Source organism: Streptomyces physcomitrii (genome assembly GCF_012273655.1).
GTDB lineage: Bacteria > Actinomycetota > Actinomycetes > Streptomycetales > Streptomycetaceae > Streptomyces > Streptomyces physcomitrii.
The window spans coordinates 14,859-36,095 of record NZ_JAAWWP010000009.1; the positions used below are offsets into that span (position 1 = coordinate 14,859).

Sequence of the window (21,237 nt, forward strand, 5' to 3'; positions counted from 1 at the left end):
TTGCCCCATGCCCGATCGCCGCACCGTCGCCCTTGTCACGCTTGGCTGCGCCCGCAACGAGGTGGACTCGGAGGAGCTCGCAGGCCGCTTGGAGGCGGACGGCTGGCAACTCGTCGAGGACGCCGAGAGCGCGGACGTCGCCGTCGTCAACACCTGCGGCTTCGTCGAAGCCGCCAAGAAGGACTCCGTAGACGCCCTCCTGGAGGCCAACGACCTCAAGGAACACGGCCGCACCCAGGCCGTGGTCGCGGTCGGCTGCATGGCCGAGCGCTACGGCAAGGAACTCGCCCAGGCACTGCCCGAGGCCGACGGAGTCCTCGGCTTCGACGACTACGCGGACATCTCCGACCGGCTGCGGACCATCCTCGGCGGCGGCATCCACGCCTCCCACACCCCCCGCGACCGCCGCAAGCTGCTCCCCGTCAGCCCCGCCGAGCGCCAGCAGGCGGGCGCGGACGTCGCGCTCCCGGGCCACGGCCCCGCCGACCTGCCCGAGGGCCTCGCCCCGGCCTCGGGCCCGCGCGCCCCGCTGCGCCGCCGCCTCGGGAACTCCCCGGTGGCCTCGGTGAAGCTGGCCTCCGGCTGCGACCGGCGCTGCTCCTTCTGCGCCATCCCCTCCTTCCGCGGCTCCTTCATCTCCCGCCGCCCCTCGGACGTCCTCGGTGAGACCCGCTGGCTCGCCGAGCAGGGCGTGAAGGAGATCATGCTGGTCTCCGAGAACAACACCTCGTACGGCAAGGACCTCGGCGACATCCGGCTCCTCGACACCCTGCTGCCCGAACTCGCCGCCGTCGACGGCATCGAGCGCGTCCGCGTCAGCTACCTCCAGCCCGCCGAGATGCGCCCGGACCTCATCCAGGTGCTCACCTCCACCGAGAAGGTCGTGCCCTACTTCGACCTCTCCTTCCAGCACTCGGCCCCGGCCGTGCTGCGCGCCATGCGGCGCTTCGGGGACACCGACCGCTTCCTCGGGCTCCTGGAGACCATCCGCGCCAAGGCGCCCCAGGCCGGGGTGCGCTCCAACTTCATCGTCGGCTTCCCCGGCGAGAGCGAGGGCGACCTCGCGGAGCTGGAGCGGTTCCTCACCGGCGCGCGCCTGGACGCGATCGGGGTCTTCGGCTACTCCGACGAGGAGGGCACCGAAGCGGCCGGATACGAGGAGAAGCTGCCCGAGGACGTGGTCGCCGAACGCCTGGCCCGCGTCTCCCGTCTCGCCGAGGAACTCACCGCCCAGCGCGCCGACGAGCGGATCGGTGAGACCGTGGAGGTACTGGTGGAGAGCGACGGCCACCGGGCGGACGAGGAGGGCGAGGTGTACGGCCGCGCGGCCCACCAGGCCCCCGAGACCGACGGACAGGTACGCCTGAGCGGCGGCGCGGGCCTTCGTATCGGCCGTATCGTCGAGGCGAAGGTGGTGGCCACCGAGGGCGTCGACCTGGTCGCCGAGCCGATCGGGGTGAGCCACGAGTGTCACGAGGAGGCGGGCAGATGACCGGAGTTCCGGCGTCCGCCGCGGGTGGCTCCGGCGCCTCGGCGGCGAAGCCGGTGCGCGGGGGAAAGCCGGGCGGCCCGGCCGTCAGGCAGGCCAGCCTCTGGAACGTCGCCAACCTCCTGACCATGGTCCGGCTGCTGCTCGTGCCCGCCTTCGTGGCGCTGCTGCTCACCGGCGGCGGATACGACCCGGCCTGGCGCTCGCTGGCCTGGGCCGCCTTCGCCATCGCCATGATCACCGACCTCTTCGACGGCCACCTGGCGCGCACGTACAACCTGGTGACCGACTTCGGCAAGATCGCCGACCCGATCGCGGACAAGGCGATCATGGGGGCCGCGCTGATCTGCCTCTCCGGCCTCGGCGATCTGCCGTGGTGGGTGACCGCGGTGATCCTCGCCCGGGAGCTGGGCATCACCGTGCTGCGGTTCTGGGTCATCAGATTCGGCGTCATCCCCGCCAGCCGCGGCGGCAAGCTGAAGACGCTCGCCCAGGGCACCGCGGTCGGCATGTACGTACTGGCCCTGACCGGCCCGCTGGCCACCCTGCGGTTCTGGGTGATGGCCCTGGCCGTCGTCCTCACCGTGGTCACCGGACTCGACTACATCCAGCAGGCCGTGGTGCTGCGCCGTCGCGGCAAGGCGGCGCAGGCCCGCGCGCTGGCCGCCCCCGGCGAGCACGGGCCGCTGCTCCCGGCCGGGGCCGCCCCGGAGACCGAACCGGTCAGCGGCGACGGCACCCTGCCCGGGTTCGGCAGGGCGGCGGGCGCCGCCCACGAGAGCGGGGGCGGGGAAGCCGCCCCGCGGGAGCCGGTGGAGCGCGAGTGACCCAGCAGCCCGCCGCCGAGGTACTGCGCCTGTTGCAGGCGCGGCAGCAGACGCTCGCCGTAGCCGAGTCGCTGACCGGCGGGCTCGTTGCGAGCGATCTCACATCCGTCGCCGGGGCCTCGGCCGTCTTCCGCGGCTCGGTCACCGCCTACGCCACCGAGCTGAAGCAGCGGATCCTCGGCGTCGACGGGGCGCTGCTCGCCGCCCGCGGCGCGGTGGACGCCCAGGTCGCGGGGGAGATGGCGCGGGGCGTGCGTGCGGTACTCGGCGCGGACTGGGGCCTTGCCACCACCGGTGTCGCGGGCCCGGAGCCGCAGGACGGGCAGCCCGTGGGCACCGTCTTCGTGGCGTTCGCGGGTCCCTCCGGAGAGGAGAAAGTGGCCGCACTGCGGTTGAACGGCGACCGGGCGGAAATCCGTAGGGAGAGTGCACGGAGCGTGCTCGCGATGCTCCGCGCACACCTTCTGGGCCGACCGGCGCGGAACGAGCGGACACAGGATACGGAAGAATACGGGGGGACTTGATGTTTGCAGCCCTGAGTGAACACGACATCGTCCCCCGCACGACCGCGGCGCTAGGCGGTACGGTGGGGCGAGAAGGATGCGGCTACACGGTCCGAGGAGGGAGCCACCGATGATTCTGCTCCGTCGCCTGCTGGGTGACGTGCTGCGTCGGCAGCGCCAGCGCCAGGGCCGTACTCTGCGCGAAGTCTCCTCGTCCGCCCGAGTCTCTCTCGGCTATCTCTCCGAGGTGGAGCGGGGGCAGAAGGAGGCTTCCTCCGAGCTGCTCTCCGCCATCTGCGACGCGCTTGATGTACGGATGTCCGAACTCATGCGTGAGGTCAGCGACGACCTCGCACTCGCCGAGCTGGCCGAGTCGGCAGCCGCCACCGAACCGGTGCCCACGCCGGTGCGTTCGATGCTGGGTTCTGTGTCGGTGACCGGTGTGCCACCGGAACGCGTGACGATCAAGGCGCCCGCCGAGGCGGTCGACGTGGTCGCCGCCTGATTCCCGCGCCTGCCGGAGCCCCGGCCGGGGCAGGGTCCGCACAGGATCCGCCGCGGCCGGGGTTTCGCCTTTCCTCGTTCCTTTCGAGATGCCCTACTGAGCCCCCGTCTGCGCCTTTTGCGGCTCTTCACCGAAATGTTTCCTTTGCTCTTGTGTGACATGGTGGAACAAGTCCGGGGAAGACGTGGGGGAGCAGACGAAGCAATCGGAGGATTCGGATGTACGTCGTGAAGAGCCCGCTGGCCGATGCGGACCTGAAGGTCGTCTCGGAAGCACTGCAGGGCGCGCTGGTCGACCTGGTGGACCTCTCCCTGGTGGCCAAGCAGGTTCACTGGAATGTCGTCGGCCCCCGATTCCGTACGGTGCATCTGCAGCTCGACGAGGTCGTCACCAGCGCCCGCACCCACTCCGACACCGTGGCCGAGCGGGCGTCCACCCTGGGTGTCTCGCCGGACGGGCGCGTGGTGACCGTCGCGCAGAGCAGCGGGATCGACAAGGTCGCCGAGGGCTGGATCAAGGACACCGACGCCGTGGAGACGCTGGTGAAGGCGCTCGGCTCGGTCATCACCAGGATGCGTGAGCGGGTCACCGTCACCGCCGACCCGGACCCGGTGAGCCAGGACATCCTCATCGCGGTCACCGCCGACCTGGAGAAGCACCACTGGATGTTCCAGGCCGAGAACGGCTGAGCAGCAGCCGCACCCGAGACCCCCTGCGGCGCGTGACACCGCGCCGGGGCCTCAGGGACCACCGGGCAAGCCCCGGCCGCGCACTGCGGCCGGGGCTCGCCGCATGTCCGGGACGGGCAGGCGCCGGACTGTTCCTGCCGGAGCGCCGGTGCCGACCCCGAACCGTTCCTGGTGCGGGCCCGCGGCCCCCGGGTGAGACTGGTCCGCGGAGGTCGATGCCGGATGCCTGTGTGCTGCGGTCATGACGTTCCGTACGAGGACGGTCGCCGCCCGTGCCCCTGCCAGGGTGCCGCCGGAGGCCGGGCCCCTGGGCTCCGGCGGCGGGAGGTGGCCCCGTGGCCGGGCGAATAGGCCGCTGGGGGGCGGCGCTGCTGCTGGGCGGCCTGTGGTGGGTGGCCGTGCTGCGGCTCGCCTTCTCGCCGGGCGCCGGGGTCCTTGAGGGCACGGTGGCCGCGGGCGGCTGGGGGTTGAGCGTGCTGCCGGTGCACTGCGTACCGCGGGGGCGGGCCCGTCGGGTGGATACGGGGAGCGCGGGCGGCCGGGAGTGGGCGGGCTCCGGGGGGCCCTACGGGGCGGAGGGGTGGGACGGGTATCCGGCGGGACCGTATGGGCCGGGGGTCCGAGACGGGTATCCGGCAGGACCGTACGGGCCGGAGGTGCGGGAGGAGTATCCGGCGTCCTGGGGCGGGCTGCCCAGCTCTGGGGGAGAGCCGCCCGGGCCGTGGGACGGGTCCCCGGCGCCATGGGGTGAGCCCCCGGGTTCGGTGGGTGAGCCGCCTGGGTCGTGGGAGGAGCCCCGGGGGAGGCAGGGGACGTAGGGGAGGTCGGCGTCGGGCCGTGGCTCGGGAGTTCAGCGGGGCCGGGGTGCCGGTGCCGGGGCGGGGCCGTGCTGGCAGTGGGGGCACCAGTAGGTGGGGCGTTCGCGGCCCGGCTCGCCCTGGTCGGCGCGGCGGATCGGGGTGCCGCAGCGCAGGCAGGGGCGGGGGGCGCGGCCGTAGACGTAGTGGCGCTGGTCGCGGCGGCCGGTGGTGCTGCGCATCGGGCGGTCGCGGTTGGCCTCCAGGGCGCGCTGGGCGAGGGCGGGCAGCCGCTCCGCCGCGGGCCGGGGGAGTTCGCCGACCGGGAGCCAGGGGGTGGCGCCCACCAGGAAGCAGATCTCCGACTTGTAGATGTTGCCGATACCGGCGAGGTTGCGCTGGTCGAGGAGGGCCTCGCCGAGTTCCCTGCCGGGCTCGGTGCGGAGGTTGGCCAGGGCCTGCTCGGCGTCCCAGTCCGCCCCGAGCAGATCGGGGCCGAGGTGTCCGACGGCGCCCTGTTCGTCGGCGGTCCGCAGCAGTTCCAGTACGGGCAGGCGGTAGCCGACCGCGGTGTGCCCCGCGTTGCCGAGGACCGCGCGGATCTGGTGGCCGGGGCCGCCGCGCCAGCGCTCGCCGACGCCGAAGACCCGCCAGGAGCCCTCCATGCCGAGGTGGGTGTGGAGGGTGAGCCCGCCCTCGAACCGGCTGAGGAGGTGCTTTCCGCGCGCGACGACCTCCAGGACCCGGCGGCCCCGGAGGTCGGCCGTCGCGAACCGCGGCACCCGCAGATCGCACCGGGTCACCTCCTGCCCGGCGAGCGCGGTGCGCAGCTTGCCGGCCGCCTGCCAGACGGAGTCACCTTCGGGCATGGCACCAGGGTGGCACGGGGCCGCGGGCCTTCGGTCCGCTCATGCCCGCAGCCGCAGTCCCCGCGGGGTGGCGTGGAAGCCCGCGTTCTCCAGTACGGGGCCGAGGGGCGAGGTCAGCGCGGGGGCGCCGTTGATGCGCTCCACGGTGACCGTGCCGAGCGAGCCGGTGGCGGCCGCGGCGGCCAGGGAGGCGGCGGCAGCGGCGAGCCGGGAATCCTCCACGGCGTCGGCGGCGCTCTCCGCGGGGGCCCAGGCGAGCAGGGTCTTGCCGCCGCGCTCCATGTACAGCGTCAGCTCGCCGTCCACCAGGACCACCAGGGAACCCGCCTTGCGGCCCGGTTTGTGGTTCGCGCCCGGCGGGGGCTCCGGCCACGGCAGGGCGGCGCCGTAGGCGTTCGCCGGGTCGGCGGCGGCCAGTACCACGGTCCGCTGCGCCGTGCCCGCGGCGGGGGCGGGGCGGGGGTAGCCGTCCGCGTAGGTGGACTCGCCCGCGGCGGGCAGGGCCGCCGCGCGCTCGCGGGCGGTGGCCGCGGCGCGCAGCCGGTCCACGGCGCCGTCCATCGCGAACTGGGCCGCGCCGAGGCCCTCGACCACATAGCCGCGGCGGGCCTGGCCGCTCTCCTCGAAGGCGGACAGCACTCGGTAGACCGCGGCGAAGCCGCCCTCGACGCCTTCCGCGCCGACCGCCCCGCGGGTGACCACACCGTGCCGGTCGAGGAGCGTCCGGGCCCGGGCATGCGCCCGCACGGTGGCATCCGGTTCCGGGGAGGGCAGCAGCGACCAGCGCCCGGCGACCGTCGGCGGGCCGGTGCGCGAGGCCGTACGGGCGGCCGCGGTCAGGCTCCCGTACCGGCCCCGGGGCACGCTCCGCTTGGCCCGGTGGGCGGTGGATCCCGCGGTGCGGCCCGAGCCGAGCAGTGCCCGCATCGGGGCGAGAGTGTCGTTGGTCAGCCGGCCCGACCAGGCCAGATCCCAGAGGGCGTCGGCGAGTTGGGGGTCGGTGGCCTCCGGGTGGGTGGTGGCGCGTACCTGGTCGGCGATCTGGCGGAAGAAGAGCCCGTACCCGCCCGCGAGGGTGTCCAGGACCGACTGGTGCAGCGGGGAGAGTTCGAGCGGATGCGGGGGCGGCAGGAGCAGCGGGGCGGTGTCGGCGAGGTAGAGGCTGACCCAGCCGTCCTTGCCGGGCAGCGCCCCCGCCCCCGCCCAGAGCAGCTCGCCCGCGGAGGTGAGCTCGTCGAGCAGCGCGGGGGTGTAGCCGCTGACCCGGGAGGGCAGGACAAGCCGTTCGAGCGCGGAGGCCGGGACCGAGGCGCCCTGGAGCTGCTCCACCGCGCGCACCAGGCCGTCGATGCCGCGCAGCCCGTGGCCGCCGAGGTTCTGCCACTGCGGCAGGAACTGGGCGAGCGCGGCCGGGGGCACCGGCTCCAGCTCTTGGCGCAGCGCGGCGAGGGAGCGTCTGCGGAGCCTGCGCAGCACGGTGGCGTCGCACCACTCCTGGCCGATGCCCGCGGGATGGAACTCGCCCTCCACCACCCGGCCGCCCGCGGCGAGACGCTTCAGGGCGCCCTCGGTGACCGCGCCGCCGAGCCCGAAGCGCGCCGCCGCGGCGCTGGTGGTGAACGGCCCGTGGGTGCGGGCGAAGCGGGCCAGCAGATCGCCGAGCGGATCCTTGACCGGTTCGGTGAAGGCCTCGGGCACCCCCACCGGCAGCGCGGTGCCCAGCGCGTCCCGCAGCCGCCCCGCGTCCTCGACGGCGGCCCAGTGGTCCCGCCCCGCGAGCCGTACCCGGATCGCCCGGCGGGCGGCGGCCAGCTCCTCGGCCCAGCCCTCCTCGGCGCCCCGCTCGGCCAGCTCCACGGCGGTCAGCGGACCGAGGAGGCGCAGCAGATCGGCCACGCCCTCGGAGTCCTTCACCCGGCGGTCCTCGGTCAGCCACTGGAGTTCGCGCTCCAGCTCGGTGAGGACCTCGGCGTCCAGCAACTCCCGCAGCTCCGCCTGGCCGAGCAGCTCCGCGAGCAGCCGGGAGTCCAGCGAGAGCGCCGCGGCACGGCGCTCGGCCAGCGGCGAGTCCCCCTCGTAGAGGAACTGCGCTACATAGCCGAAGAGCAGGGAGCGCGCGAAGGGGGAGGGCTCGGGGGTGGTGACCTCGACCAGGCGCACCGAGCGGGACTCGATGTCGCCCATCAGCTCCGTCAGGCCCGGTACGTCGAAGACGTCCTGGAGGCATTCGCGGACCGCTTCCAGGACGATCGGGAAGGAGCCGAACTCCCCGGCCACCTCCAGGAGCTGGGCCGAGCGCTGGCGCTGCTGCCACAGCGGGGTGCGCCGCCCCGGGCTGCGGCGGGGCAGCAGCAGCGCGCGAGCCGCGCACTCGCGGAAGCGGGAGGCGAACAGGGCGGAGCCGCCGACCTGTTCGGTGACGAGCCGGTCCACCTCGCCCCGGTCGAAGGCGACATCGGCCGCGCCGAGGGGTGCCTTCTCGCTGTCGTACTCGGTGCCCGCCCGCATCGGGTCCTGGTCGAGCAGGTCCAGGCTCATCAGACCGGCGTCGGGCAGCCGCAGCACGATGCCGTCGTCGGCGTGCATGACCTGCGCGTCCATCCCGAACCGCTCGGTCAGGCGAGCCCCGAGGGCGAGCGCCCAGGGGGCGTGGACCTGGGCGCCGAAGGGGGAGTGGACGACCACCCGCCAGTCCCCCAGCTCGTCCCGGAAGCGCTCGACGACGATGGTGCGGTCGTCGGGGATGTGGCCGCAGGCCTCCCGCTGCTCGCCCAGATAGGCGAGGACATTGTCCGCGGCCCAGGCGTCTAGGCCCGCCGCCAGCAGCCGCAGCCGGGCGTCCTCCTCGCCGAGCGCGGCGATCTCACGCAGGAACGCGCCCAGCGCCCGGCCGAGTTCGAGGGGGCGGCCGAGCTGGTCGCCCTTCCAGAACGGCAGCCGCCCCGGCACCCCCGGCGCGGGCGAGACGAGGACCCGGTCACGGGTGATGTCCTCGATACGCCAGGAACTGGTCCCCAGCGTGAAGACATCGCCGACGCGGGACTCGTAGACCATCTCCTCGTCCAGCTCGCCGACGCGTCCGCCGCCCTTCTTCGGGTCCGCCCCGGCGAGGAAGACCCCGAACAGGCCCCGGTCCGGGATGGTCCCGCCGGAGGTGACCGCGAGACGCTGGGCGCCGGGCCGCCCCGTCACCGTGCCCGCCACCCGGTCCCAGACCACCCGCGGGCGCAGCTCCGCGAAGGCGTCCGAGGGATAGCGGCCCGCGAGCATGTCCAGGACACCGGTGAACGCCGACTCGGGCAGCGCCGCGAACGGGGCGGCCCGGCGGACCAGGGCCAGCAGATCGTCCGCCTGCCAGACATCCATCGCGGTCATCGCGACCAGCTGCTGGGCGAGCACGTCCAGCGGATTGGCGGGCACCTTCAGCGCCTCGATGGCGCCGCTGCGCATCCGCTCGGTGACCACCGCCGCCTGCACCAGATCCCCCCGGTACTTGGGGAAGACCACACCGGTGGAGACCGCGCCCACCTGGTGCCCGGCCCGGCCCACCCGCTGCAGACCGGAGGCCACCGACGGCGGCGACTCCACCTGGACGACCAGGTCCACCGCCCCCATGTCGATGCCCAGCTCCAGGCTGGAGGTGGCGACGACCGCGGGCAGCCGCCCCGCCTTCAGATCCTCCTCGACCAGCGCCCGCTGCTCCTTGGAGACCGAGCCGTGGTGGGCCCGCGCGAGAACGGGCGCGGCACCCCGCGCGCCCCCCGAGCCGCCCATCAGCTGCGCCGAGGCATGCGCCTCCTCGAGCGGCTCGCCGGTGGCGCGCTCGTGGGCGATCTCGTTCAGCCGGTTGCACAGGCGCTCCGCGAGGCGGCGGGAATTGGCGAAGACGATCGTCGAACGGTGCGCCTGCACCAGGTCCGCGATCCGCTCCTCCACATGCGGCCAGATCGACGGGCCCTCCCCGCCCTGCGCCTCGCTCTCCGCCGCCCGGCCCGCCGGAGCGGGGGCCTCGCCCGGCGCGCTGAGGTCCTCGACCGGCACCACCACCGAGAGGTCGAACTCCTTGCCGGACGGCGGCTGTACGACCTCCGCGCTGCGCTGCGGCGACAGGAACCTGGCCACCTCGTCCACCGGGCGCACCGTCGCCGACAGGCCGATCCGCCGCGCGGGACGCGGCAGCAGCTCGTCCAGGCGCTCCAGGGTCAGCGCCAGATGCGCGCCGCGCTTGGTCCCGGCGACCGCGTGCACCTCGTCCAGGATGACCGTCTCGACCCCGGTGAGCGCCTCCCGGGTCGCCGAGGTGAGCATCAGGAAGAGGGACTCGGGTGTGGTGATGAGGATGTCCGGGGGCCGGGTGGCCAGCGCCCGGCGCTCGGCGGGGGGAGTGTCACCGGAGCGGATCCCGACCCGCACCTCCGGCTCGGGAAGCCCCTGGCGCACCGCCTCCTGGCGGATCCCGGTCAGCGGACTGCGCAGATTGCGCTCCACATCCACGGCGAGCGCCTTCAGCGGCGAGACATACAGCACCCGGCAGCGCTTCCTCGCCTCCGCGGGCGGCGGGGCGGCGGCCAGCCGGTCGAGCGCGGCGAGGAAGGCGGCGAGGGTCTTGCCGGAACCGGTCGGCGCCACCACCAGGACATCCGAGCCCTGCCCGATCGCCCGCCAGGCCCCCTCCTGGGCGGGCGTGGGCGCCGAGAAGGCCCCCGTGAACCAGCTGCGGGTCGCGGGGGAGAAGTCGTCGAGCGCGGACCTGACCATGCCCCCATCGTGCACCCGGCCACCGACAATCACCTCCCACCTGGGAAAACACCCCCGCGGGCGGTGTCGCAGAATGGAGCCATGGCCGGATCACAGGAGCAGGCACGGCACTGGCGGTACGCGCCGCTGCCGGACGTGGACCTGCTGCGCGCCAGCTATGTGCACAAGACCTTCGTACGGCACACCCACGAGAACTTCGTGATCGCCGGGATCGCCGAGGGCGTCGAGATCTTCCGGCACCACAGCTCCGAGGTGCACGCGGGACCCGGCACCCTCGCCCTCGTCAACCCCGACACCCCGCACACCGGCCGCGCGGGCGTCCCCGAGGGCTGGCGCTACGGAGCGGTCTACCCCGCGCCCGCGCTCGTCGCCGGGATCGCCGCCGAGACCACCGGCCTGCGCGGCGCCCCCGGATTCCGGGAACCCGTCTTCGAGGACCCCTACGCCGTACGGCTCGTGCACCAGGTGCTGCGCGCTGCCGAGGAGGGCAACGCGCTCGCCGCGGACACCCTGCTGCGGGTCGCCGTCACCCGCCTCCTGCGCCGCAACGGGGGCGTGCTGCCCAGCCGCCGGGTGCCCACCGCGGGGGCGCGGACCGCCGGGCGGGCCCGCGCCCTGCTCGCCGAGCGGATGGCCGCCCCGCCCTCGCTCGACGCGCTCGCCGCCGAACTCGGCACCAGCCCCTTCGCCCTGCTGCGCGCCTTCCGCGAGACCTACGGGATGCCGCCGCACACCTGGCTCACCGACGCCCGGGTCCGCCACGCCCGGCGCCTCCTGGACCAGGGCACCAGCCCCGCCGAGGCGGCCGCGGCCGTGGGCTTCACGGACCAGCCGCACCTGAACCGCCACTTCACCCGGATCGTCGGGGTGCCCCCGGGCGCGTACCAGCGCGAGCGCAAGAACGTACAAGACGACGAACACCAGTTCCTCGTACCGTCCAGGACGTGGGAGAACAGGAACTCGCAGCAGCGATACGACGAGCACGACGCACCCGAGGCCCGGAGCCGGCACGACGAGCGGAGCGCCCCGACGACGGCCGAGGCCCCGCCGGGGACGCCCGGGGAACAGCCCTAGCGGCGGGACCGGCGGACGCCGGGCCCGCCCGCGCCGCGTCAGGGCCGGCCCAGGACGGGCACGGCCACGATGACGGTGAGGGTGACGGCAAGAGCGCTTCCGCGGTGGTGCGCGACGCCCTCGGGGTCGGGGTCGCCGTCGGGCTCTCCGGCTTCGCCTTCGGGGTGACCTCCGCGGGCGGCGGACTCGGCATCTGGCAGACCTGCGCGCTCAGCCTCCTGGTCTTCACCGGGGCCTCGCAGTTCGCCCTGGTCGGAGCGCTGGCCGCGGGCGGCAATCCGCTCACCGCCGCGGCGGGCGCCTTCTTCCTGGGCGTACGCAACGCCTTCTACGGGCTGCGCCTCTCCCAACTCCTCGCCCTGCCCCGGGCCATACGCCCCTTCGCCGCGCACTGGGTCATCGACGAGACCACCGCCGTGACACTGGCCCAGCCCGGCCGCCGCAGCGCCCGGCTCGGCTTCGCCGTCACCGGGCTGAGCCTCTACCTGCTGTGGAACCTCACCACCTGGCTGGGCGCGGCGGGGGCCGAAGCCCTCGGGGACACCGCCGCCTGGGGACTGGACGCCGCGGGCCCCGCCGTCTTCCTGGCGCTGCTCGCACCGATGCTGCGCACGGCCACCGAACGAGCCGTCGCCGCCTTGGCCGTCGTCCTCGGCCTCGGCCTGCTGCCGGTACTGCCCACCGGGGTGCCGGTGCTCGCCGCCGCCCTCGCGGCACCGGCGGTGCTTCTCCTCAAGGGAGCCGGGCCGCGGAAGTCAGTGCGGGGGGACAAGGACAAGAGGGACCGGCAGGCCGAGCAGGCCGCGCGGGAACAGCGAGAAGCAGGAGAGAAGGAAGACCGTTGAACATCTGGATCGCCATCGCCGTCACCGCCGCGGGCTGCTACCTCGTCAAGCTCGCGGGCCTCCTCGTCCCCGCCGGTGTGCTCGAACGGCCCCTGGTGCAGCGCCTCGCCGCGCTGCTCCCGGTCGCCCTGCTCGCGGCACTCACCGCCCAGCAGACCTTCGCCGCGGGCCAGAGCCTCACCCTCGACGCCCGCGTGGCCGGGGTCGCCGCCGCGGGCGTGGCCCTGCTGTGCCGCGCGCCCTTCCTCCTCGTCGTGGCCGCGGCCGTACTGGTCACCGCGGGGGTGCGGGCCCTCGGCGGCTGACCGGGCGGGACTCGGCGGCCGGGGCCGACCGGTCGGGTTTCGGCGGGCGGGGCCGACCGGCGCTCAGTCCAGGCGGCGGCCGTAGGCGTCGAGGGTGAGCAGCCGCCCGATCGTCACCACCGGACGGCGTTCCAGGACGGTGCCGGGAGCCTGCGCCCGTACCCGCAGCTGTGCGGGGCCGCCCATCGGGCGGTCCGGCCAGCCGCCGTCCTCGCGCTGCTGACCGGCGAGGAAGTCCAGCGCCGCGGCCGTCTCCGCGTCGGTGAACCAGGACCGGGCCAGCGAGGAGGGCCGGGGCGCGAAGTCGTACGGGAGGTAGTGGGCGCTCGACGTCCCCGGGCGGGCCGGGTCGAGGACCACCAGGCGCTGCTCGCGGACGAGCCTGCCGAGGCGGTCGGCGGCGGCCTGGGCGCGGCAGCGGTCCGCGGCCCCGTCCAGGAAGGTGACCGCGGCCGCCACCTCGTGCGGATCGGGCGCGGACAGCGCGTCCACCGCCTGCCAGCAGAACTCGGTCGCGCGGAAGAGCCAGGCGTGCCAGACGTCGTTGCGGTGCAGGAGGCCGACCACGGGACCGGTCACGGCCAGGTCCCCGGGCGGGCGGCACCGGGTGGCCGCGCCCCGGGGCACCGGCACCGCCGCGCTCCTGCCCGCGCTCTCCTCCGCGAGCGCGGGCAGGGCGCCCTCGGCGGTGGAGACGGAGGTCAGGTAGCGGCAGATCAGCTCCGCCCTGCGTCCGCCGCAGCGCCCGATCGCATCGAGCACGCCCAGCGCGTGCGCCGTGTGCGCCGCGCGGCTGAGAGGCCCGCGCACCGCGGGGTCGAGCGCGTGGCCGAAACCGCCGTCGCGGTTGGCGTAGGCGGTCAGCGCCGCGTCGACCGCCTCGGCCGGTCCACCGAGGAAGTGGTGGTCGAAGAGCCGCTGTTCGAGGACCCGGGCGGTCAGCCAGACGAACTTCGCGGCCCGCCTGAGCGCCGTGGCGGGCGGCTCGGCGGGCGCCGCGGGCGCGGACCGGCCCACCGGCGGGGCGCCTCCCGGGCGCGAGGGGAGTGCGGTAGCTCCTGTTTCGGCCATGTTCCGACCGTAGAGCGCCCGACGGCCACGGCAAGGCTTCTCCGTCCGGCTGCACTCTCAGGAGCGGGATACTGGTGTCATGCGGTTGACGGTTTTCTGGGAGCGGATGGCGGACCACTTCGGCGCCGGGTACGCCGACACCTTCGCGCGCGACCATGTGATGAGCGAGCTGGACGGGCGCACGGTGCACGAGGCGCTGGACGCGGGCTGGGAGGCCAAGGACGTCTGGCGCGCGGTGTGCGTGAGCATGGGAGTGCCGCCCGAGAACAGGTGAGGGCGGGCAGGTGTCACCGCGCCACTTGGGGCGATATGCCGCTCATGTCGGACATCGCGGCGAAGATCTGCCGGTTCCGTGCCCCGGGCGGCGATGGCGGGAAGTGACCCTGGCGGCAGCGATGTCGGTGTCATAGGCAACACTGTGCCCGTGGCCCCCACAGACGAGACCCCGCAGGCCGTGAAGAGCATCCCGGCCCCCGGTACGACATCGCAGGCAGGACCGCCGCCCGCCCCGGCCGCGGCCGACACCGCCACCCGCATGCCCCGCTGGCTGCCGCGGGCGCTCGTGCTCGCCCTCGTCCTCGTCGCCGGCTTCCAGTTCAGCATCTGGGCCTTCCACCAGCTCACCAGCCTGCTGATCAACGTACTGATCGCCTTCTTCCTGGCCCTCGCCGTCGAACCGGCGGTCAGCAGGCTCGCCCAGCTGGGCATGCGCCGCGGCCTGGCCACCGGCATCGTCTTCCTGATGGTCGTCGTCGCCGCGGCGGGATTCATCACCCTGCTCGGCTCGATGCTGGCCGGGCAGATCGTGAACATGATCGAGGAGTTCCCCAAATACCTCGACCAGGTGATCAACTGGACCAACACCACCTTCCACACCGAGCTGAGCCGGGTCGAGGTCCAGGACAGCGTCGTCCACTCCGACTGGCTGCGGAAGTACGTGCAGAACAGCGCCTCCGGCGTCCTCGACGTCTCCGCGCAGGTGCTCGGCGGACTCTTCCAGCTCCTGACGATCCTGCTGTTCGCCTTCTACTTCGCCGCCGACGGCCCCCGGCTGCGGCGCACCATCTGCTCCCTGCTGCCGCCCGCCCGGCAGGCCGAGGTGCTGCGCGCCTGGGAGATCGCCGTCGACAAGACCGGCGGCTACCTCTACTCCCGCGGACTGATGGCACTCGTCTCCGGCATAGCGCACTACATCCTGCTCGAGTTCCTCGACGTGCCCTACGCGCCCGTGCTCGCCGTCTGGGTCGGCCTCGTCTCGCAGTTCATCCCCACCATCGGCACCTATCTCGCCGGTGCGCTGCCCATGCTGATCGCCTTCACCGTCAACCCCTGGTACTCGCTGTGGGTCCTGGTCTTCGTGGTGGTCTACCAGCAGTTCGAGAACTACCTGCTCCAGCCGAAGCTCACCGCCCGCACCGTCGACATCCACCCCGCCGTCGCCTTCGGCTCCGTCATCGCGGGCACCGCCCTGCTCGGCGCCGTCGGCGCGCTGATCTCCATCCCCGCGGTCGCCACCCTGCAGGCCTTCTTCGGCGCCTACGTCCGGCGCTACGAGGTCACCGACGACCCGCGCGTCCACGGCCACCGGCGCAGCAGCGCCTCGGCGATGGCGGTCCTGTCCCGGTTCCGCCGGGCGGCCAGCGGGGCGGACAGCGGCCGGTGACCCGGGCCGGGACCGGTCCGCGCCTGGGGCCGGTAGTCCGGAATCCCGCCCCTCGCGCCCCGGTCTCCGCGCTCGGGCCCACATGATGGCTCCATGACAGCTACGCATGCCTACGACGTCACCGTCGCGTGGACGGGCAACCTCGGGCCCGGCACGAGTACATACCGCTCCTTCAGCCGGGACCACGAGGTGCTCGCGGAGGGCAAACCGCCGCTCGCGGGCTCCTCGGACCCCGCCTTCCGCGGCGACTCCGCGCGCTGGAACCCCGAGGAGCTCCTGGTGGCCTCCCTCGCCCAGTGCCACATGCTCTGGTACCTGCATCTGTGCGCGACCAACGGGGTCGTCGTCACTGATTACACGGACCGCGCCCACGGGGAGATGGCCCTCGACGCCGGCGGTGGCGGCCAGTTCACCGGCGTCACCCTGCGCCCCGAGGTGACGGTCGCCGACGCCTCGATGCTGGAGAAGGGCCACCGCCTCCACGCCGAGGTGCCCGCCCTCTGCTTCATCGCCCGCTCGGTGAACTTCCCCGTCACCCACGCCCCCGTCCTCCGCGTCGAGAAGGACTGAGGCGGCTCGGGGCAGGGCCCGCCCTCCGGCGCCGCCCGGCGGTCCGAGGCGGCGCTGCCCCTCTCTCCTCTCTTACGTACTTGATGTGCACCGCTCCTACGCGCACCGGCCCGTGCCGTGGCGTCCACGGTGTCGTTCTCCACGGCATCGGGCGGGCCCGGGCGACGGCGTACGCTCGGTGAAGCGGCGGGTTGCGCTTGACACCAAAATCGAACATCCATTCTTATGGGGGCTCCGGCGGTACGCGTGACGGGACCTGCCCGGCGGATTCCGGTGTGAACTCCCTGAGTTATCCACAGGCTGGAGGGCGTCGGAGCGCATTGTCAGTGGCAGGCGCTAGCGTCATGGACGTGAAGCGATCGACTCAAGCAAATCGGGTGGAACCCATGGCTGGAACGGACCGCGAGAAGGCGCTCGACGCCGCCCTCGCGCAGATTGAACGGCAATTCGGCAAGGGTGCCGTGATGCGCCTCGGCGAGCGGCCGAACGAGCCCATCGAGGTCATCCCCACCGGGTCGACCGCGCTCGACGTGGCCCTCGGTGTCGGCGGCCTCCCCCGCGGCCGGGTCGTCGAGGTGTACGGACCGGAGTCCTCCGGTAAGACCACCCTGACCCTGCACGCGGTGGCGAACGCCCAGAAGGCGGGCGGCCAGGTGGCGTTCGTCGACGCCGAGCACGCACTCGATCCCGAGTACGCGAAGAAGCTCGGCGTCGACATCGACAACCTCATCCTGTCCCAGCCCGACAACGGCGAACAGGCCCTGGAGATCACGGACATGCTGGTCCGCTCCGGCGCCCTGGACCTCATCGTCATCGACTCCGTCGCCGCGCTCGTCCCCCGGGCCGAGATCGAGGGCGAGATGGGTGACTCCCATGTGGGCCTCCAGGCCCGCCTGATGAGCCAGGCGCTGCGGAAGATCACCAGCGCCCTCAACCAGTCCAAGACGACCGCGATCTTCATCAACCAGCTCCGCGAGAAGATCGGCGTCATGTTCGGCTCCCCGGAGACCACGACCGGTGGCCGCGCCCTCAAGTTCTACGCCTCGGTGCGCATCGACATCCGCCGCATCGAGACCCTCAAGGACGGCACGGACGCGGTCGGCAACCGCACCCGCTGCAAGGTCGTCAAGAACAAGGTCGCCCCGCCCTTCAAGCAGGCCGAGTTCGACATCCTGTACGGCCAGGGCATCAGCCGCGAAGGCGGCCTGATCGACATGGGCGTGGAGCACGGCTTCGTGCGCAAGGCCGGCGCCTGGTACACCTACGAGGGCGACCAGCTCGGCCAGGGCAAGGAGAACGCCCGCAACTTCCTCAAGGACAACCCCGACCTGGCCAACGAGATCGAGAAGAAGATCAAGGAGAAGCTGGGAGTCGGCGTCACCCTGGCGGAGCCCGCGGCAGAGCCCGGCGCCGACGCCGCCGTGACCGCTCCCGTGGCGGAGGCCCCGAAGACCGTGCCCGCCCCGGCGGCAAAGGCCACCAAGCCCAAGGCCGCGACGGCCAAGAGCTGATCCGTGACGCGGCGTACCGACTGGCCCGAGCCCCCGGCTGAAGACGGGGGAAGCGGCCAGAGGAGCGAAAGCGCCCCGAGCACCGGACACGGCGCGTACACCGACGCCGAACCGTACGACGACGGCCCTGGCCGACGGGGGCGTACGGGGCGGCGGGCGGGACGACGTCCGGGCGGCCATCAGGACAGCGCCTCTTCCTCGTCGAGGGCCGAGAAGGGGGCGCCACCAGGGGACCCGGTGGAGCAGGCGAGGGCGATCTGTCTGCGTCTGCTCACCGGGACCCCGCGCACACGGGCACAACTCGCCGAAGCACTGCGCAAACGCGGCATCGCGGAAGAGGTCGCCGAAGAGGTGCTCGCCCGCTTCGAGGACGTCGGCCTGATCAACGACGGCGCGTTCGCCGACGCCTGGGTCGAGTCACGCCACCACGGGCGCGGTCTCGCCCGGCGCGCCCTCGCCCAGGAACTCCGCACCAAGGGCGTCGACTCCGCGGTGATCGAGGAAGCCGTGGGGCAGGTGGACGCGGAGCAGGAAGAGGAGAGGGCCCGCGAGTTGGTGGCCCGCAAGCTGCGGTCCACCCGCGGCCTCGAACGGGACAAGCGCCTTCGCCGCCTCGCGGGAATGCTCGCCCGCAAGGGGTACTCGCAGGGGCTCGCGCTGAAGGTGGTGCGCGAAGCACTGGAACAAGAAGGGGAAGACGTGGGGGAGTTGGACGAAGAGGGGTTCTGACCGCGGCCGCGGCCCGGCGCGGCGGGGTCGGGGAGCTGGGCGCGGGAGTTCGGGGCCTGCCTCACCCCTCCAGCGAGAACGTTGTGAGGCAGGGCAGCCGTAGTCGCAGCGCCGCCGCAGCCGCTGTGCGGGGAACGCGGTGCGTCCCGCGCACAGCAGGCCTACGGATGGGCGTGGGTCAGACGCCGAAGGGCGCCGCGTAGCGGATGGTGCCGCGGGGCAGCGGATGGTCCGCGTCGAGTGCGAGCGCCATCAGGGCCTCGTCGGGGACCTCGAAGCTGAGGCCGATGCCGTACCGGGAGGCCCGGGTGAAGCCGAACCTGGGGTAGTAGTCCGGGTGCCCGAGGACGGTGACGAAGCGCTCGCCGCTGTCCTCGGCGGCCTTGAGCGCGGCGCGGACGACCGCCGAACCCGCCCCGGTCCTCTGGTAGGTGGGGAGAACGGCGACCGGAGCCAGGCACAGGGCCGGGGTGTCGCCGATATGGCAACGCGTCAGCAGCGCATGGCCGACGACTCGGCCTTCGGCAGTGGTGCTCACGAGGGACGACAGGCCGTCGATCCACGCAGGGTCGGTCCGGAGGGCGTCGACCAGGTCCGCTTCGAGCGGAGTGTCGAAGGCCGCGAGTACGGTCTCGCGGATCGCTGGGAGGTCGGTGTCGGTCTCCGCGCGAGTGGTCCAGGAAAAGGACGGAGCAGTACTCATGACGGGATGAAAGTCCGTTTCAGCTGAGTTCGTGTGGGACTCGCGAGCTCACGCTCTCAGCGAGGCGGATCAGGATGGGGTCAGGCCATGGCCCGGGACGTGAGGAGGACGCGGGCGCCGCACAGGGCAGGGGCCTTGAGCGCGGTCATCAACCTCACCTCCTTCAGGATCTTCATCCGATATCCGATGCCTACACGAACGTCCGTCACCGTAGCAGCTGTGTTCGGAGGGGTGCGAGGGCGCTGGGTGTGGGGGTGGGGCGCCTCGGGTGGGCCTGGCTCGACTCGGGGTGCCGGGTGTGGCGGTTGCGGGGTGGTGGGACGACTGGCTGAGGGAGCGGGGGAGGAGGGTGGGGTGGGGAGGGGGGAGGGGGCCCCACCCCGACGACCAAGAACGGAACGCCCGTTACCCCAGGCCCACCCGACCAGACCGAAGGCCCACCCGGCCAGACCGACTCAAGCCACCACCCTCACGCCCCCACCACCCTCACGCCCCCGCCGCCCCATCTGCCCCCGGCTGATCCACCGGAAGTCCCGCCTTGCGCCAGGCCTGGAAGCCGCCGATGAGGTCGGTGGCGCGGTGCAGGCCCAGTTGCTGGAGGGAGGCGGCGGCGAGGCTGGAGGCGTAGCCCTCGTTGCAGAGGACGATGACATGCAGGTCGTGGCCGGTCGCTTCGGGGAGCCGGTGGCTGCCGCGGGGGTCGAGGCGCCACTCCAGCTCGTTGCGTTCGACGACCAGGGCGCCGGGGATCAGACCGTCGCGCTCGCGCAGGGCCTGGTAGCGGATGTCGACGAGGACGGCGTTGCCCGAGGCCGCGGCCTGATGGGCGGTCGCGGCATCGACGCGGTCCAGCCCCGTGCGTACGCGTTCCAGGTGGTCGTCGATGGAGATCTGTTCGGCTTCGCCCCGCTCGCTCACTGCCAGTCCTCCGGACGCTCGACCTGTTCGAGCCGCAGCACGGGACCGCTGCGGCTGTAGCGACGCAGATGCGGCAGGGGCGGGTAGTAGGCGTGTACGGAGATGGCGTGCTCGGCGGTCTCGTTGAGGACCTCGTGCACATGCTGCTGTCCGAAGAACCGGCCCTTGCCTGCCGCGATGGTGCGGTGCCGGTCGACGCCCTCGGCGAGTTCGAGGGTCTTCCAGCCGTCGGTGGGGAGGCGTACGGCCAGGGAGTTCTCGGTGAGTTCGCCGGAGGCCGCGATGAAGGCGCCGAAGGACTCGGCGTGGTCGTGCCAGCCGGTGCCCGTGCCGGGCGGCCAGCCGATCAGCCAGGCCTCACTGCCGCCGGGACCCTCCAGGCGGAGCCAGGTCCTCTCCTCCGGGTCCAGGGGGAGGGAGGCGACCAGCTCGGCGTCGGTCGCCGCCCGGCGGACGAAGTCGAGCAGTTGCTGGGGGTCAGGTGCCTCCGGGAAGTGCCCTTCCGGCGTGGAGGTGACGGGGACCTCGGGGCTGGGCGCCGAGAGAGGGGCGGCCGCCTGCGGGGGCGTTGCCGGAATCAGGGCTTCTGGGGAGGGCGCCGAGGGGTCCGAGGCAGTGGGCTGAGCCGTGGGGGGAGCGGGCGCGGCCGGGGCGGTGGGGGCAACGGCAGCGGGCGCGGAGGTAACCGGTTGTGACACGGAGGGCCGTCCTGGATGTTCGCGGGAGTCTCACGTCGCGGCGTGCCCGGCGGTGCTCTTGGCGCAGAGGCTGCGCGCACCCGGGCAGCGGGACATGCGGCGTGAGGAGGTCAATGCGAGATCAACAGGACGGGCGACACACGCAGCCCGCGTAGCGGACGAGGTCCATATGGACCCGCCGCCAGAGGCGCACATGTGTATCGCTCATGGTCCGGAGTACACCATGTGCGCCACGGAGGGTCAACTCACTGTCCAGGTAGTAGACACCAGAGGGCGGGCACAGGGCGGGACGGAGGAATCGCCGCGTCACGCGGGGAACGCGACACCGTTCTCGGCTGACGCGACCACAGCGCTCGGCCACACCGCATCCCTCACCCCGTCAACCGCACACAGCCCCCACCCACGAGCCACCCCTCAGGCACCCCACCCACGAGCCGCCCCCTCAGGTACGTCGCTTACGCACCCCGCTCACGCACCGTGCCCGACTCGCCCCCGCGAGGCCCCGCTCCTCAGCGCCCCGACTCCCCGCGCCGACTGCTGCGCGCGGCCTCCGAGGGCCCGGGTGCCGGGCGCGGCATCCTCACGCGTCCCTCGCCCTCCTGCGGCGGCCCCTCGCCGGCGACTCCGCTCCCGGAACGCCCCCCAGTGCTCCCACGGTTCTCGCCGCCGCCCCCACCATCTGTGCCGCGCAGTCCGCCGCCGCCCGCACCCGC

The 21,237-nt window shown here is 73.4% G+C and carries 20 protein-coding genes and 1 pseudogene; 14 read left to right on the plus strand and 7 right to left on the minus strand.

Annotation, left to right across the window (positions count from 1 at the left end):
- Positions 1-7: 7 nt before the first annotated feature.
- The 6 genes and pseudogenes from rimO to HFV08_RS32540 all read left to right on the plus strand — a co-directional run.
- Positions 8-1,492, plus strand: coding sequence for a 30S ribosomal protein S12 methylthiotransferase RimO (gene rimO, locus HFV08_RS16030; protein WP_168540065.1), 1,485 nt, complete (start codon positions 8-10; stop codon positions 1,490-1,492).
- On the plus strand, positions 1,489-2,316 hold the full coding sequence (gene pgsA, locus HFV08_RS16035; RefSeq protein WP_246341793.1) for a CDP-diacylglycerol--glycerol-3-phosphate 3-phosphatidyltransferase: 828 nt from the start codon (positions 1,489-1,491) through the stop codon (positions 2,314-2,316). Before rimO ends, pgsA begins: the two co-directional genes overlap by 4 nt.
- On the plus strand, positions 2,313-2,840 hold the full coding sequence (locus tag HFV08_RS31620; protein ID WP_168540067.1) for a CinA family protein: 528 nt from the start codon (positions 2,313-2,315) through the stop codon (positions 2,838-2,840). Before pgsA ends, HFV08_RS31620 begins: the two co-directional genes overlap by 4 nt.
- Positions 2,841-2,949: 109 nt before the next feature.
- On the plus strand, positions 2,950-3,324 hold the full coding sequence (locus HFV08_RS16045) for a helix-turn-helix domain-containing protein (RefSeq protein WP_168540069.1): 375 nt from the start codon (positions 2,950-2,952) through the stop codon (positions 3,322-3,324).
- A gap of 218 nt (positions 3,325-3,542) precedes the next feature.
- The gene (locus tag HFV08_RS16050) at positions 3,543-4,013 is read left to right on the plus strand and encodes a Dps family protein (RefSeq protein WP_168540071.1); all 471 of its coding nucleotides are present in this window, start codon (positions 3,543-3,545) and stop codon (positions 4,011-4,013) included.
- 335 nt (positions 4,014-4,348) lie between these two features.
- Positions 4,349-4,561: pseudogene (locus HFV08_RS32540) on the plus strand (hypothetical protein); the annotation flags it as partial.
- A gap of 302 nt (positions 4,562-4,863) precedes the next feature.
- On the opposite strand, the gene HFV08_RS16055 reads toward HFV08_RS32540, so the two are convergent.
- Positions 4,864-5,679 (minus strand): Fpg/Nei family DNA glycosylase, encoded by an 816-nt coding sequence (locus HFV08_RS16055; RefSeq protein ID WP_168540073.1) that lies wholly within the window; start codon positions 5,677-5,679, stop codon positions 4,864-4,866.
- Positions 5,680-5,718: 39 nt separating this feature from the next.
- Positions 5,719-10,437 (minus strand): ATP-dependent helicase, encoded by a 4,719-nt coding sequence (locus tag HFV08_RS16060; RefSeq protein ID WP_168540075.1) that lies wholly within the window; start codon positions 10,435-10,437, stop codon positions 5,719-5,721.
- Positions 10,438-10,518: 81 nt separating this feature from the next.
- Between HFV08_RS16060 and HFV08_RS16065 the strand changes: the two genes are divergently transcribed.
- The 3 genes from HFV08_RS16065 (at position 10,519) to HFV08_RS16075 (ending at position 12,661) form a co-directional block, all read left to right on the plus strand.
- Positions 10,519-11,511 carry a helix-turn-helix domain-containing protein gene (locus tag HFV08_RS16065; protein ID WP_168540077.1) on the plus strand — a complete coding sequence of 331 codons (993 nt, stop codon included), beginning with the start codon at positions 10,519-10,521 and terminating at the stop codon, positions 11,509-11,511.
- A gap of 104 nt (positions 11,512-11,615) precedes the next feature.
- Positions 11,616-12,356 (plus strand): AzlC family ABC transporter permease, encoded by a 741-nt coding sequence (locus tag HFV08_RS16070; protein WP_168540079.1) that lies wholly within the window; start codon positions 11,616-11,618, stop codon positions 12,354-12,356.
- Complete coding sequence (locus HFV08_RS16075) at positions 12,353-12,661, plus strand: AzlD domain-containing protein (RefSeq protein ID WP_168540081.1); 309 nt, start codon at positions 12,353-12,355, stop codon at positions 12,659-12,661. The genes HFV08_RS16070 and HFV08_RS16075 overlap by 4 nt, the downstream gene beginning before the upstream one ends.
- 63 nt (positions 12,662-12,724) lie before the next feature.
- Here HFV08_RS16075 and HFV08_RS16080 read toward each other — a convergent pair whose 3' ends face one another.
- Positions 12,725-13,732, minus strand: a complete 1,008-nt coding sequence (locus HFV08_RS16080; protein WP_168540083.1) for a hypothetical protein — start codon at positions 13,730-13,732, stop codon at positions 12,725-12,727.
- Positions 13,733-13,811: 79 nt separating this feature from the next.
- Here HFV08_RS16080 and HFV08_RS16085 point away from each other — a divergent pair, with 79 nt between their 5' ends.
- The 5 genes from HFV08_RS16085 to recX all read left to right on the plus strand — a co-directional run bounded on the left by HFV08_RS16085 (position 13,812) and on the right by recX (position 18,205).
- The gene (locus HFV08_RS16085) at positions 13,812-14,006 is read left to right on the plus strand and encodes a DUF3046 domain-containing protein (protein WP_168540085.1); all 195 of its coding nucleotides are present in this window, start codon (positions 13,812-13,814) and stop codon (positions 14,004-14,006) included.
- Positions 14,007-14,156: 150 nt separating this feature from the next.
- Positions 14,157-15,395, plus strand: coding sequence for an AI-2E family transporter (locus HFV08_RS16090; RefSeq protein WP_312885644.1), 1,239 nt, complete (start codon positions 14,157-14,159; stop codon positions 15,393-15,395).
- Positions 15,396-15,488: 93 nt separating this feature from the next.
- On the plus strand, positions 15,489-15,965 hold the full coding sequence (locus HFV08_RS16095; protein WP_168540089.1) for an OsmC family protein: 477 nt from the start codon (positions 15,489-15,491) through the stop codon (positions 15,963-15,965).
- Between the two features lie 386 nt (positions 15,966-16,351).
- A complete protein-coding gene (gene recA / locus HFV08_RS16100; RefSeq protein WP_168540091.1) occupies positions 16,352-17,476 on the plus strand; it encodes a recombinase RecA in 1,125 nt (374 codons plus the stop codon).
- Between the two features lie 3 nt (positions 17,477-17,479).
- Positions 17,480-18,205, plus strand: a complete 726-nt coding sequence (gene recX, locus HFV08_RS16105; RefSeq protein ID WP_168540093.1) for a recombination regulator RecX — start codon at positions 17,480-17,482, stop codon at positions 18,203-18,205.
- A gap of 178 nt (positions 18,206-18,383) precedes the next feature.
- On the opposite strand, the gene HFV08_RS16110 is transcribed toward recX, so the two are convergent.
- The 4 genes from HFV08_RS16110 to HFV08_RS32545 form a co-directional block, all read right to left on the minus strand.
- Positions 18,384-18,908 (minus strand): GNAT family N-acetyltransferase, encoded by a 525-nt coding sequence (locus tag HFV08_RS16110; protein ID WP_168540095.1) that lies wholly within the window; start codon positions 18,906-18,908, stop codon positions 18,384-18,386.
- A 486-nt stretch (positions 18,909-19,394) separates the two neighbouring features.
- Positions 19,395-19,826 carry a rhodanese-like domain-containing protein gene (locus HFV08_RS16115; RefSeq protein ID WP_312885645.1) on the minus strand — a complete coding sequence of 144 codons (432 nt, stop codon included), beginning with the start codon at positions 19,824-19,826 and terminating at the stop codon, positions 19,395-19,397.
- Positions 19,823-20,407, minus strand: a complete 585-nt coding sequence (locus tag HFV08_RS16120) for a cupin domain-containing protein (RefSeq protein WP_210430396.1) — start codon at positions 20,405-20,407, stop codon at positions 19,823-19,825. The genes HFV08_RS16115 and HFV08_RS16120 overlap by 4 nt, the downstream gene beginning before the upstream one ends.
- Positions 20,408-20,645: 238 nt before the next feature.
- A complete protein-coding gene (locus HFV08_RS32545; protein WP_317633416.1) occupies positions 20,646-20,732 on the minus strand; it encodes a putative leader peptide in 87 nt (28 codons plus the stop codon).
- Positions 20,733-21,237 lie beyond the last annotated feature (505 nt).